This window comes from Brachybacterium paraconglomeratum, assembly GCF_003994255.1.
In the GTDB taxonomy this organism is placed as follows: domain Bacteria; phylum Actinomycetota; class Actinomycetes; order Actinomycetales; family Dermabacteraceae; genus Brachybacterium; species Brachybacterium conglomeratum.
The window spans coordinates 94,353-107,659 of the sequence record NZ_ML133852.1; the positions used below are offsets into that span (position 1 = coordinate 94,353).

The 13,307-nt window shown below is 70.2% G+C and carries 12 protein-coding genes; 6 read left to right on the plus strand and 6 right to left on the minus strand.

All coding sequences use genetic code 11. From position 1 onward, the window contains the following. The first annotated feature begins 19 nt into the window (after window positions 1–19). Window positions 20–505: an endonuclease/exonuclease/phosphatase family protein gene (locus DS079_RS17350; RefSeq protein WP_241237546.1), complete on the plus strand. Its 486-nt coding sequence runs from the start codon at window positions 20–22 to the stop codon at window positions 503–505. A 22-nt stretch (window positions 506–527) separates the two neighbouring features. Here DS079_RS17350 and DS079_RS04565 read toward each other — a convergent pair whose 3' ends face one another. The 3 genes from DS079_RS04565 to DS079_RS04575 form a co-directional block, all read right to left on the minus strand. Further along, window positions 528–992: an alpha/beta hydrolase gene (locus tag DS079_RS04565; protein ID WP_309298672.1), complete on the minus strand. Its 465-nt coding sequence runs from the start codon at window positions 990–992 to the stop codon at window positions 528–530. A 27-nt stretch (window positions 993–1,019) separates the two neighbouring features. Further along, window positions 1,020–1,868, minus strand: coding sequence for a hypothetical protein (locus DS079_RS04570; RefSeq protein ID WP_126985262.1), 849 nt, complete (start codon window positions 1,866–1,868; stop codon window positions 1,020–1,022). Window positions 1,869–2,006: 138 nt separating this feature from the next. Next, entirely contained in the window at window positions 2,007–3,536 is a 1,530-nt protein-coding gene (locus DS079_RS04575) for a DUF1846 domain-containing protein (protein WP_126985264.1), read from the minus strand. A gap of 335 nt (window positions 3,537–3,871) precedes the next feature. Between DS079_RS04575 and DS079_RS04580 the strand changes: the two genes are divergently transcribed. From DS079_RS04580 to aqpZ, 4 genes are all read left to right on the plus strand, one after another. Beyond that, window positions 3,872–4,672, plus strand: coding sequence for a ThuA domain-containing protein (locus tag DS079_RS04580; protein ID WP_126985266.1), 801 nt, complete (start codon window positions 3,872–3,874; stop codon window positions 4,670–4,672). Then, window positions 4,669–5,820 (plus strand): Gfo/Idh/MocA family protein, encoded by a 1,152-nt coding sequence (locus DS079_RS04585; RefSeq protein ID WP_126985268.1) that lies wholly within the window; start codon window positions 4,669–4,671, stop codon window positions 5,818–5,820. The genes DS079_RS04580 and DS079_RS04585 overlap by 4 nt, the downstream gene beginning before the upstream one ends. A 25-nt stretch (window positions 5,821–5,845) precedes the next feature. Next, on the plus strand, window positions 5,846–6,847 hold the full coding sequence (locus DS079_RS04590) for a LacI family DNA-binding transcriptional regulator (protein ID WP_164736107.1): 1,002 nt from the start codon (window positions 5,846–5,848) through the stop codon (window positions 6,845–6,847). 120 nt (window positions 6,848–6,967) lie between these two features. Beyond that, window positions 6,968–7,711, plus strand: coding sequence for an aquaporin Z (gene aqpZ, locus DS079_RS04595; RefSeq protein ID WP_126985270.1), 744 nt, complete (start codon window positions 6,968–6,970; stop codon window positions 7,709–7,711). 162 nt (window positions 7,712–7,873) lie between these two features. Here the strand turns inward: aqpZ and DS079_RS04600 are convergent, their stop codons facing one another. The 3 genes from DS079_RS04600 to DS079_RS04610 all read right to left on the minus strand — a co-directional run bounded on the left by DS079_RS04600 (window position 7,874) and on the right by DS079_RS04610 (window position 11,969). Next, window positions 7,874–9,808 (minus strand): glycoside hydrolase family 127 protein, encoded by a 1,935-nt coding sequence (locus DS079_RS04600; protein ID WP_241237547.1) that lies wholly within the window; start codon window positions 9,806–9,808, stop codon window positions 7,874–7,876. Between the two features lie 125 nt (window positions 9,809–9,933). Beyond that, window positions 9,934–10,950: a LacI family DNA-binding transcriptional regulator gene (locus tag DS079_RS04605; protein WP_126985274.1), complete on the minus strand. Its 1,017-nt coding sequence runs from the start codon at window positions 10,948–10,950 to the stop codon at window positions 9,934–9,936. Next, window positions 10,947–11,969 (minus strand): LacI family DNA-binding transcriptional regulator, encoded by a 1,023-nt coding sequence (locus DS079_RS04610; RefSeq protein WP_126985276.1) that lies wholly within the window; start codon window positions 11,967–11,969, stop codon window positions 10,947–10,949. The genes DS079_RS04605 and DS079_RS04610 overlap by 4 nt, the downstream gene beginning before the upstream one ends. Before the next feature lie 138 nt (window positions 11,970–12,107). On the opposite strand from DS079_RS04610, the gene DS079_RS04615 reads away from it, so the two are divergent. Next, window positions 12,108–13,289 (plus strand): peroxidase-related enzyme, encoded by a 1,182-nt coding sequence (locus DS079_RS04615; protein WP_126985278.1) that lies wholly within the window; start codon window positions 12,108–12,110, stop codon window positions 13,287–13,289. Window positions 13,290–13,307 lie beyond the last annotated feature (18 nt).

Genomic DNA, 13,307 nt, shown 5'->3' on the forward strand with positions numbered 1-13,307 from the left:
GCTCTCCGACACCCCCGACGTGATCGGCTCGGCCACCTGGGGCAACACCGTCACCCGCATCGTGGTCTGGGCGCGGCTGCGCGACCTCGCCTCCGGAGCCGAGTTCGCGATGATCAACACCCACTTCGACCATCGGAGCGAGCCGGCTCGGATCCGCAGCGCCGACGCGATGATCGACCTCTTCCAGGGCGGCGAGCTCGACGAGCTCCCCACCATCGTCACCGGCGACTTCAACTCCCGCGCCCACGACTCCGGCGCCTACACGACGCTGGTCACCGACGGGCCGACGGTCGACACCTGGGACTCCGCCGCGCAGCGCGTCACCCCGGCCTGGGGGACTTTCCCCGGCTACGACGACCCGGTCGAGGACGGCGACCGCATCGACTGGGTGCTCACCACCGACGGCCTGGTCACCAGCAGGGCGGCGATCAACGTGTGGCGCGACGCGTCCGGTGCCTACCCCTCCGACCACGCCCCGGTCCAGGCGCTGATCGAGCTGCCCTGACCGGAGAGCGCGTGCGCCGAGGTCAGGGCATCGAGCGGAGGAGCTCCGCGACGGCGTCCTCGACCGCGGCGTCCATCTCGGCGTCGTCGATGGTCGGCGTGCCGTCGCTGTTCTGCGGCCAGTGGTCCCCGAAACTCGCATGGCTCGCCCCCGCGATCTCGACCATCTCAGCTCCGCCCGGCAGGGCGTCGCGGTGCTCGGCGATCTTCTCCGGCGTGGATATGTCCGCGGCGCAGTACGAGGCGAACAGCTTCAGGGCGCCCGCCTCCTCGGCGAGCTCGCAGGCCCGCACCCCGCCCATCGAATGACCTCCGACCAGCCAGGTCTCGACCCCCGGCGCGACCGAGGTGAACCGTTCGGGAGCCTGCCGGTCGAACAGCGAGAGGTTCAGCGGCGGATCGACGATCACGACCGTCACGCCGAGCTCGGTGACCAGTCCGTAGAGTCTCGCCGCATAGGCGAGCTGGGCACGCGCGGACCGTAGCAGACCCGCACCGGAACCGGCGGTGAACGGTCAGGTCCCGGCGAAGGTGACCGTCTCGGCGACGACCTCCTCGGGAGCGCCCTTGTCGACGGACCGCTGCACAGTCCAGGTCTCTCCCTCGACGGCGAAGGTGTTGGTGATGTCCTCGTCGGTCAGCAGCTCGGAGCCGTCGTCGCAGGAGTACCAGCTGAACATGTCCTCGAAGTGCTGGTCGTGATCGTGGGAGATCGGCTGGCAGGTCACGCCTCCGGGCAGCGTCACCTGGATCGGCAGGGCGTCCTCGTTCGCGGGCATCCTCCCGGCGTCCTCCGCGGCCTTGTCCGAGGCGAAGCTGATCGCGCTGCGGTCCGGGGCGTTCGTGATGCAGTAGACGAGGTTCTCGGCCTCGACCTGGCAGGCCAGGGCGCTCGCGGCCGTCGGGCCGCAGCTGAAGAAGCCCTCCTGGTCGGAGTAATTGGCAGGGGAGAGGTCCATCTCGCCGCAGATGTCGTCGATCTCCTCGAGCGTCCAGGAGTCGTCGACCCAGAGGTGCTCGACGGAGGTGATGCCGGAGCCGGCCGCCCCAGCGTCGTCGGAGTCCCCGGACTCCTCGCCCTCTGACTCCTCGGGGGCGTCGGACGCCTGGCCCTCGGAGTCACCGGTCTCGTCGGAGCGCCCTGGCTCCTCGGCCGACGGAGAGTCCTCGTCGGCGTCGCCCGCCGTCTCCTCCGTCGGGCTCTCTTCCTCCGGCTCCTCGGTCGGGCTCTTCTCCTCGTCGGTCTCCTCGACGGTCGGGGCCTGCTCGGTGGCGGCCGGCTCCTCGGAACTCCCGCAGGCGGCGAGGCCCGCGATCAGCAGCGGTGCCGCGGCGGCGGCGAGTGTGCGACGGACGGCGTGCATGGTGATCCCCCTCGAATCGACGTGCACGGCCCCACCCCGAGCCCACCCTAGCGATGGACGACTGTCCGAGTGGGGCCGGTCACCATTGGACCGATTCGCCCGATGCGGCGCAAGGGGCGAGAGGGGGCGGCGCGTCGCTCAGCGCTTGTGGTAGAGCGCCTTGCGCAGGAAGCGCGGCTCGGAGGTCACCGAGATGCCGAGGTTGCGGAAGATGTCCTCGTCCACCGTCCCGAGGATCGTCGTCGTGTGCACGTCGCAGCCGGCCAGGCTGCGCAGCTGGTCGATGGCGTGCCGCGCGTTCTCGTCGCTCGAGGCGGAGACCGACAGGGCGATCAGCACCTCATCGGTGTGCAGGCGCGGATTGCGCGATCCGAGGTGCTCCGTCTTCAGGGTCTGGATCGGCTCGATCGAGGAGGGGGAGAGCAGCTGCACCGCATCGTCCAGCCCCGCCAGATGCTTCAGGGCGTTCAGCAGCATCGCCGCCGAGCAGCCGAGCAGGGCAGAGGTCTTGCCGGTGACGATCGTGCCGTCGGCCAGCTCGATCGCGGCACCCGGTTCCCCGGTGCGCGCCTCGACCGCGAGCGCCGGCTCGACGACCGAGCGGTCGCTCGGCGAGCATCCGGCCTTCGACATGACCATCCCGATCCGCTGCGAGACGACGTCGTCCTCACCCTGGATCCGCTCGTGCATCAGCGCCTTGTAGTAGCGGCGGATGATCTCCTGGCGCGCCGCCTCCCGGCAGACCTCGTCGCCCGTGATGCAGGACCCGGCGAGGTTCACCCCCATGTCGGTGGGGGAGGCGTAGGGGGACGAGCCCGTGAGCTTCTCGAGCAGGGTGCGCAGCAGCGGGAAGACCTCGACGTCCCGGTTGTAGCTCGTGACCTGGGTGCCGTAGGCGGCGAGGTGGAAGGGGTCGATGAGGTTCAGGTCGTCGAGATCCGCCGTCGCCGACTCGTAGGCGAGGTTCACCGGGTGCTCGAGCGGCAGGTCCCAGATCGGGAAGGTCTCGAACTTCGCGTAGCCCGAGGGGATGCCGCGCTGGTGGTCGTGGTAGATCTGCGAGAGGCAGGTGGCGAGCTTGCCCGAGCCCGGGCCGGGCGCGGTGACCACGATGAGGTCCCGGCTGGTGATCGTGTACTCGTTCGCGCCGAAGCCCTGCTCGGAGACGATCCGGGCGGTGTCCTGCGGATAGCCGGGGATCACCCCGTGGCGTGCGACGGTGAGGCCCAGGCGCTGCAGGCGCTCGATGAAGGCGTGGGCGATGTGGTTCTTCTCCTCCAGCTGAGTGAGGACCACGTTCTCGACCAGGAAGCCCCGCTCGCGGAAGACGTCGACCAGCCGCAGCATGTCGTCCTCGTAGGTGATGCCCAGATCCGCACGGACCTTCTGGCGTTCGAGGTCCTTCGCGTTCAGGCACACGAGGATCTCGAGCTCGTCCCGCAGCCGCTCGAGCATCGCGATCTTGTTGTCCGGCGTGAAGCCGGGCAGCACCCGGGAGGCGTGGTGGTCGTCGAAGAGCTTGCCGCCCATCTCGAGGTAGAGCTTCCCGCCGATCTCCTCGCGGCGCTGCTGGATGTGGCGGGACTGCAGCTCGATGTACTTCTCGCGATCGAACCCGATCGCGGCAGTGGCGGACGGGGAGCTAGGACGAACATCCGGAACGGTCACCCCGGCACGCTAGCACCGTCCACCGCCGAAGGTGCGGGGGCGCCTCGATGTGGCTCCGGGAGCGCGCGGGAGTCGATCGGGGCAGAGCCGCACTTCGGGCGCGAATCGGGCGCGATACGAATCGACAAGTCGTTCATGGAGAGCTGCCGGCGGTGATGCGCCACGGGGCTTGCGTGGCCTACGAACGTCGGACATGATTTCGGGCACCCGACGTTCCGCTCATAGTTGATTCGAATCGATGAATCTTCTCAGACATGAGACGACGATGTCAGACCTCACCGTCGGAGCTGTCACGGGATGACCCATGACTCCCCTCACCCCACCCAAGGACACCCATGCCCATGAACACCAGCCCCCTGCGCGTCACCGTCTGGGGCGAGAACCGCCACGAGCAGCGCGACCCGCGCGTGCGTGAGCTCTACCCCGAGGGGATGCACTCCGCGATCCGCGATGGGATCGTGGAGAACCTCGGCGACGAGGTGACCACCCGTTTCGCCCTCCTGGACGATCCCGAGCACGGGCTCAGCGAAGAGGTCCTCGCCCAGACCGACGTCCTCACCTGGTGGGGCCACATGGCCCACCACGAGGTCTCCGACGAGGTCGCCGAGCGGGTCCAGAAGCACGTGCTCGCGGGCATGGGCCTGGTGGTCCTGCACTCCGGGCACTGGTCCAAGCCCTTCACGCGCCTGATGGGCACCACCTGCACGCTGCGCTGGCGCAACGAGGCCGACCGCGAGCTGGTCTGGACCGTGAACCCCTCGCACCCGATCGCCGAGGGCGTTCCGCACCCGATCGTCATCCCCGAGCAGGAGATGTACGGGGAGCACTTCGACATCCCGGTGCCCGACGAGCTGGTCTTCGTCTCCTCCTTCAGCGGGGGAGAGGTGTTCCGCTCCGGCTGCACCTTCCGGCGCGGCAAGGGCAAGATCTTCTACTTCAGCCCCGGCGATCAGGACTACCCCGTCTACCAGCACAAGGACGTCCGGCGCGTCATCGCTAACAGCGTGCGGTGGGCCCGGCCCGCCGTCGCCGACCGTGAGGTGCCCTTCCTGGACCGATACGAGACCGAGTGGTTCTCCACCGGCGCCGTCGGCCAGGGCGTGGGAGACGCAGCCGCCGCGGGGAAGGGCGAATGAGCATGACGGACGCCGCCCCCGCAGCAGCACCGGCCCTCGTCCCGGTCGTCGTGATCGGAGCCGGTGGCATGGGACGGGCCTGGATCGGCACCGTGCTGCGCAGCGACGCCGCCCGGCTGGTCGGCGTGGCCGACGTGCTCGAGGGCGCCGCGGAACGCGCGGTCGCCGAGGTGGTGCCCGAGGAGCAGCGGGCAGCGATCGTCACCGGGACCGATGCCCTCGACGTTGCGCGGCGCTCCGGGGCGGAGGCGGTCATCGACGTCACGATCCCCGCCGCCCACCACGCCGTCACCGCCGATGCCCTGCACGCCGGATATCCGGTGCTGGGGGAGAAGCCCTGCGCAGCGACGCTTGCCGAGGCAGTCTCCCTGGCCGGGCACGCGGAGGCCACCGGGAAGCTGTTCATGGTCTCCCAGTCGCGGCGCAACAACCCCCACCTGCACGAGGCACGGCGACTGGCCGATGAGCTCGGCGGCGCGGGCATCGTGGACACCCGCTTCTACAAGGCGCCCCGCTTCGGTGGCTTCAGGGACGAGATGGAGCATCCCTTGATCGTGGACATGGCCATCCACGCCTTCGACGCCGGGCGGGTGCTGATCGACGGCAATCCGCTGGACGTCACCGCCACCTCGTACAACCCCTCCTGGAGCTGGTACGCCGGAGACACCGCCGCGACGGTCACCATCACCTACGACAGCGGCGTGGTGCATACCTTCGCCGGCTCCTGGGCCGCACCGGGCGCCGAGACCAGCTGGAACGGCGACTGGCGGATCAGCGGCGAGCACGGGAGCGTGCTCTGGGACGGCGAGACGGCGCCGACCTCCCACGCGGCTGCGGCAGAGGCGACAGAGGCTCGCCTCGGCCGGGCACCGGACCCGGACGCCCGCTGGGAGCTGGCGGACTCTCTCGAGCGGTTCTGCGCCGCGCTGCGGGGCGGCCCGGTGCCGGACTCCGAGGTGCATGCGAACGTGTGGACCCAGGCGATCGTCGAGGCGGCCGTGCGCGCCGCCGACACCGGCGTGCGGGTGCAGCTCGCGGACCTGCTCGAGGAGGCGCTCGCCGCAGCCCGGATCCTGGATTCCGCCGACGGACGCAGCTCGGCACTGCACTCGTGGAACACTGGAACCTCGGGGCTGAGCATCGGGTGAGCGCAGCCGGGGAGGGGAACCTGGCATGGTGGTGAGGAAGATGGCGGCGAGGAAGAAGACGCCGACGAGCCAGGACGTCGCTCGGCTGGCCGGGGTCTCCCAATCCACCGTGAGCTACGTGCTCACCGGCTCCCGGCCGATCTCCGAGGAGACCCGCGCCCGGGTCGAGGAAGCGATCGCCAAGCTCGGATATCACCCCAACTCCGGCGCCCGCACCCTGCGCTCCCGGCGCAGCGGCGTGATCGGCCTGATGGTCCCCGAGACCGGGGCCGATGACGGCGTGCTAATGGTCTTCATCGGTGCGATCGCCCGCGAGGCCCGCCTGCACGGTTACGACATCCTGCTGGTCACCGCACAGGAAGGCGCGGCAGGTATCCGCCGCGTGGTCCGCACCGGGGTGTGCGAGGGCCTGATCCTGATGGAGCTGGACCGGTACGACGAACGTGTCGCCCCCGTGATCGAGTCCGGGCTTCCCTTCGTGACGATCGGCAAGCCCGAGGAGTTCCCCCAGGGATCCGTCGTGGACCTGGACTTCGAGATGCTCGGTCACATGGTCGTGGAACGGGCCGTCGAGGAGGGCTGTGATCGGCTGCTGCTGTTCGGCGCACCGGGCCGCAGGCGCTCCCGCAATGACGTCTCCCGCTTCCTCACCGGGATCGAGGCTGCCGCCGAGGAGGTGGAGCTGGACGTGGTGCTCGACGTCGGAGCGCTCGCTGATGTGCCGGAACGGGCGCTGCGAATCATCCTCCCCAACCAGCGCACCGCCCTGTTCGGCATCACCGGGGTGCGTCAGGTGCTCTTCGCGATGGCCGCCACCGGCGCGCTGGTGGACGAGACCCGGCTGCTCATCGGGCTCAGCGGCGAGGACCTGGCAGACATCAGCCCGCTGCTGGCTGCGGTCCCACAGATCGATCCCCGCCGGGTGGAGATCAGCGAGCTTGCCGTCGGCGAGCTGGTGCGCCTGCTCCAGATCGAGGGTGCCGGGCCACGGATCACCCTGGTGGAGCCGTGCTGGCTCGAGGGCTGATCGGGCTTCGGATGTCAGTGACTCTGGCTCATCGGCATGGCAAGGTAAGGTATGGAGCGGTGATCCCCACCCTGCCCCACCCTGCCGTAGCCATCCCTCACTGACACCTCGGAGTCCGACATGTCCGACGCCCCCGCGTCCCCCACCCTCCTCTCCCGCCTGGCCGCCGAATTCGTCGGCACCTTCTGGCTCGTCTTCGGAGGTTGCGGCGCTGCGATCTTCGCGGCCGGCTTCCTGAACGCCGAGGGCACCCACCTCGGCATCGGCTTTCTCGGTGTGGCCCTCGCGTTCGGTCTGACCGTGGTCACCGGCGCCTACGCCGTGGGGTACATCTCGGGTGGCCACTTCAACCCGGCCGTGACCTTCGGGGTGTTCCTCTCGGGACGGCTCGAGTCCCGCTTCGTGCTCCCCTACATCGGCACCCAGATCGTGGGCGGGCTCCTCGCGGCCGTGGCGCTGTTCGTGATCGCCAGCGGCCAGGCCGACTTCGCGATCGATCCCAGTGCCGCCGGCTCCTTCGCCACCAACGGCTACGGCGAGCTCTCTCCCGGCGGATACAGCCTGCTCTCTGCACTGCTGATCGAGGTCATCCTCACCGCGGTGTTCCTCTGGGTGATCCTGGGCGCGACCGACGGCCGGGCCCCGGTGGGCTTCGCCCCGCTCGCCATCGGCCTGTCCCTGACGCTCATCCACCTGGTCGCGATCCCGGTCACCAACACCTCCGTGAACCCGGCCCGCTCGATCGCGGTGGCCGTTTTCAACCCGGCGGCGCTGGGCCAGGTGTGGCTGTTCGTCCTGGCACCCCTGGTCGGTGCCGCCATCGCGGGTCTCAGCTACAAGTTCCTGTTCGCTGCGAAGAACTGATCGGCATCGCTCCGGACCGCCACATCAACGTAGTCACCGCCCACGCCGGCAGGACGATGCCGAACACCGGCACCAGTCCGGGGACGGTCTGAGCCACCCAGATGGTGGCGGCGAGCACGAGGGTGCGCCCTGAGAGGCCGGGGTGGGTGGATCGGGAGGGGGTCAGTGCTCGCGCGGAAGCCAGATGCGCATGGCGCCGGACCCGCGATTGCCCCAGCGGGAGAAGGGCGTCGTGGCGACGGTGATCCGTTCCTCGCCTGGGCGGGGCGGGTGCTCGCCGTCGGCGGAGCGGTAGAGCTCCCCGCCGTCGGGCCGGTGCAGCAGCGAGATCTCGAGGCTGCCGTCATCCCTCGCGCTTGCCGTCGCCTCGGCGGGGACGACCAGGTCATCGACCTCGACCCCGCTCGGCAGATCGACCTGCTCGAGGCAGTGGACGATCGGTCCTCGCTCGAGGGCCACGCAGCCACGGGTGGCATCCACGCGGGGGTGCGAGAGCGTCCAGCGCGGGGGCATGTCCAGGGTGAGCGTCGTGCCGTCGACGTCCTCGAGGGCGAGCTCGAGCCGCTGGGCCGAGAGCTCCTCGTCGCGCAGGGGCCGCTCGACCCCGTCGGCCGATCGGACCGAGCCGCTGCGCACCCAGCCCGGGATCCGCACCCCGAGGCGCGCACCGGCGGAAGCAGTCAGTGGCGACAGGCGCAGGGCGAGGACGCCGGAGACGGGGTAGTCGGTCTCCACGTGGAGGGTGCCGGTGCCGAACTCGGCAAGGAGGGTGATGGACATGTCGGTGAGCTGGAGCAGCTCGAGGCTCGGCCCCGCGTCCCCTGAGCGCCACGCGGCGACATAGGCGCCGAGCTGGGCGATCGTGCGGGCGATGTTCGGCGGGCAGCAGGCGCAGGAGTACCACGGGCGTCGCTCGGCCGGTGCGTTCTCCTCGTCGAACCTGTCCGGTCTGCGCTGCAGCGGATTCGAGTAGAAGAAGCGGGTGCCGGTGGCGTCGAGCGAAGCGGCCAGCGCGTTGTGGATCTCCCGCTCGATGACGTCTCCGTGGCGGGGATCGTCACCGGAGAGCATCATCCGCCAGGTCCAGTGGAGATCCGCGATGGTCGCGCAGGTCTCCGCGTACGCACGGTCCGACGGCAGCTCGTGGTCATTGCCGAAGGACTCATCGCGATGACGCGACCCGAAGGCCCCCGAGAGGTACATCTTGCGGGTGTGGACCCGATCCCACTGCTCCTCCATGACCTCACCCAGTGCGGTCTCGCCGGTCTCGAGGAAGAGATCGCTCACCCCCGCGTTCAGGTACAGCTGGCGCACCGCGTGGCCGGTGGGGTCCACGGCCTCGCGCACCGGCAGATGGTCCTGGAAGTAGTGGGAGCCGAAGCCTCCGCCGGGGAGGATGTCGCGGCCGCGCTGATCCACCAGGTGCTGGGCGAGTTCCAGATGTCGCTGCTCACCGGTGTGGCGGTACAGCTCCACCAGGGCGGTCTCGATCTCGGGGTGACCCGGGATGCCGTCCTCGCGGCCGGGCCCGAAACGGCGCTCCACCAGGTCCACGAAGCGCACCGCGAGGTCGAGCAGGTCGGTGTGCTCGGTGGTGCGGGCCAGCGCGATACCCGCTTGCAGCCAATGGCCGAGCACATACAGCTCGTGCGTCCAGTGCAGCTCCGAGAACTTCTTCTCCGGCTGCACGCCCTGGATCCAGGTCTGCAGGTAGCCGCTGGGCTCCTGGGTCCGGGCGATCAGCGCGATCATCTCGTCGAGCCAGGCGTTGTGCACGGTGGTGCCGGAGCGCCCGATCTCCCAGGCGACGGCTTCGATGACCTTGTAGAGGTCCGAGTCGGCGAAGACGAAGCCGCGGTGCTTCGCGCCGGATTCCCCGACCGGCCGCCGGAAGTTGTCGATCACCCCGGAGCTCTCGAGCTGTTCGATGCAGTGGGGGATGGTGGCGGAGGCGTTCAGCTCCTGCCAGGCGCCGAGACTGCCTCGCGGGTGCAGCACCACCTCGGAGAGATCCAGCGGGCGGAGTCCCTCGTGGCGCTCGGCACGGGGGAGGGCGGGTGCCGGGCGGCGGGCGGAGCGCGGGGGAAGGGCAGGCAACGGAGGACTCCTCATCGAGATGTGATGCAGGCCATCTTGAACGCGCGATTAAGCGATGTCAATAGGGGACGCAACGTTGAAAATGACATCGTTTCGGCCTGGGGGCGCAGGCCCCGGGCGCGGGCTCAGTCGCCGGTGGAGGCGCGGACGATCAGCTCCAGAGGTGCACTCTCGCGCCGGGCCGGGCCGCTCTCGCCCTCCAGCCGTGCGATCAGCATCGCGACCGCCCGCTGCGCCATCTCCGGCACGCCCGGGTCCACTGAGGTCAGAGGAGGGGTGGTGAAGGCCGCTTCCTCCGTGTTGTCGAAGCCGATGAAGGCGACGTCCCGCGGGATCCGGAGGCCGGCGAGCGAGGCGGCGCGCATCGCGCCGACGGCGGCCGCGTCATTGATGCACGTGACCGCATCGAACGGAGCGCCGGAGCGCAGCAGGCCGACCATCGCCTCCAGGCCGGTCTCGTGGCGGTCCCAGTCCGTGCCCTGGATGGCCAGGGCATCGTCGACCTCGAGACCTCGTTCGGTGTGGGCCTCGAAATATCCGAGATAGCGGGGCCCTTCGTGGGAGGGCAGCCAGGGATCGGCCACGTAGGCGATCCGCCGCCGGCCGCGGTCGAGCAGATGCCGGGTCGCCGTGAGGAGCCCTTCCTGCTCTGCCATCACCACAGCATCGATCTCCGGGGTGGGCGCACCTCCCACCTGGACCGTCGGCAGCGCCGGGGCTGCGCCTGCGAGGAGCTCCGCGGAGAGGGAATGCGGGCAGATGATCACGCCGGCGACATCCTGCGTGGTGCGGCCCAGCACTGCATCCCGCTCCGCCGCGGCATCGTGGGCGAGTCGCAGAGTGGTGCTCAGGCCGCGCTCCTCGAGCGCGAGGATCAGTGCCTCGGCCATCCTCGCGAAGTACGGCTGGACCAGATTGGGCACCATGATCGCGATGCGCTCGGCCGTGCCCAGAGCCAGTCCGCGCCCCGCGGCCGAGGGCACATAGCCCAGCTCGCGCGCCACGCGATGCACCGTCTCCCGGGTCCTCGCGGAGACCCGGATCGTCCCGTCGGTGCGCTCCGGTGCGCGCAGCACATAGGAGACGGTCGCTGTGGAGACCCCCGCAGCCGCGGCGACGTCGGCGAGGGTCACCTGCGTCATCTCGTCCCCCAGTGCTCGACGTGGCTGGCCCCGAGCGTGGACTCCGCACGGATCAGGGTGGTCGGCACCACGACGCGCTGCGGCGCGCTGCGATCCCCGGCGGTGCGCCGGGAGATCAGTTCGATGGCGCGTCGGGCGATCTCGGGCAGGTCGAGGTCGACCGTGGTCAGCGAGGGGGTGGAGAACCGCCCGTCGTCGATGTTGCCATAGCCGGTCAGAGCGACCTGGGCCGGGACCTCGAGCTGCCTGTCATGCAGCAGCGACAGCGCGCCGATCGCGAGCTCGTCATCGGCGCAGACCAGTGCCCGGGCCCAGGGATGCCGCTCGAGGGCGAGCGCTGCCAGCGTGCGACCTGCCGCTCGATCGGCGGCGTGGGTGGAGCGAGATCCGGGGCGGAGCACGGGCGCGTCGGGGAAGGAGTGGATGAGCTCGCCGAGGAAGGCGTCGGGCAGCTCCGCCTCGCGGCCCAGCAGCACCACGTCATGATGGTGGATCCGCTGCAGGTGCCGGGTGAGGGCTGATGCTGCGCCCGCATCATCGCTGTCGATCGAATCCAGCACAGCGGGACCCTCAGGACCCGACGTCGGGCACAGGCCGACGACCGGACGCTCCGGGGTGAACGCCGGGGGCTCGCAGCCTCGGGGCAGCGGACCGATGTGGACCACCGCGTCGAAGAGGGCACCCCGGGAGGCGAACGTCTGCGCGATGCGCTCGGCCCGCCCGCGTGAGGGCTTGATCGAGACGCGCAGTCCCTCCCGCTCGGCCTCGATGACCAATGCCTGGGCCAGGCGCGCCGTGATCGGTGCCTTGAGATCCACCAGGGACAGGCCGATCAGCCCGGTGCGGCCGGTGCGGAGGGAGCGCGCATGCGCATTGGGCGTCCAGCCGAGCTCCTCGATCGCCCGGCGAACCCGTTCGCGGACCGCATCGCTGATGCTCGGATGGTGGTTCACGACGCGGGAGACGGTCTTCGTCGACACGCCTGCTCGAGCCGCGACCTCCTTCATCGTGGGCGCCATGGTCCTCCTTGATCGCCGTGCACATGGCGCACGAGCTCATGGCGAGGATACCGCGCGACCTCAGCATTCGAGGAGGCGTGACTGCTTCCACACGACTCTAACCCTTAGGAATGCTTGGGTAGCGCATAAGAGGAGCGCATGTCCGATGTGCAGCAGTCCTTCGACGCCCACCAGATCCTCGACGCGGTCCTCACCGGAGCCCCCGAGGCGAGCGGGGCGCTCGCGACCGTGCGCCCGGAGGTCCTCGCTCAGACCCGCAGCGCCTATGACGCGCTCTACCGCGCACCGCAGGCGCTCCCCGCTCGTGTGCTGCACGCGCTGGCCGCAGTGACCGCGGACTGGCAGGGCAGCGGCGTGCTCGCGGACTGGCACCGGGCGCAGGGCGCCTCCCCGGAGCTGACCGCCGCCGATCCGCTCTCCAGCGATCCCGCGCTCGCCGCGCTGCGCGATCAGGTGGATCTGCTCTCGATCTCTCCGGCACTCGCCACTCTCGCCGACCAGCAGCAGCTCACGGCCGTCGGCCACGATTCCCGCACCGTGGTGCTGATCAGCCAGCTGGTCGCCTTCGAGAGCTACCTCCAGCGGCTGGTCGCCGGCCTCGCCGCCCTGCACGGACTCGACCTGCCATCCGCCGACGCCCCGACCCGCACCCCGCGCTCTCGTGGCCGTGTCGCCGCGCACGGCGGCGCCACTCCCACCGGACGCACCCGCCCTGCGGCGTTCACCCGTGACCAGCTCCAGTGGGAGCCGTGGATCCCCGTCCCCTCCGAGGACGAGCTCACCGAGGAGCAGCGCGCCTCCTTCGCCTCCAAGGCCAGCACCAACAGCGTCTACTTCCGGATGCTCTCGCTGACCCCCGGCGTCACCCGCGCCCGCAGCGAGCTCGACAACGCCATCTTCCTGCCCCGCGACGGCATGCCGAAGGCCGAGCGCGAGCTCGCCGCCGCCGTGACCAGCAAGGTCAACGACTGCATCTACTGCGCCTCCGTGCACGCGCGCAAGGCCGCGGGCTTCTCCAAGCGCGAGGAGGAGGTCGATGCGCTGCTGGCCGCACAGCTGGAGCGCAACGCGGACTGGATCTCCGCCGACCTCGCACCCCTGGCCGAGGGCCAGGACGAGCGCTGGAGCGCGATCGTCACCGCCGCCGCCGAGCTCTCGCGTCCCCGCCCCGCCCTCGGCGCGGCGCATCTCGAGGCTCTGCGCGCCCAGGGCCTCGATGACCACGAGATCACCGACCTGCTCACCGCCTCGGCCTTCTTCGCCTGGGCCAACCGCCTGATGCTCAGCCTCGGCGACCCGTCGCTGCCCGACGCCGCCTGACCGACCCGAACGAGGAAC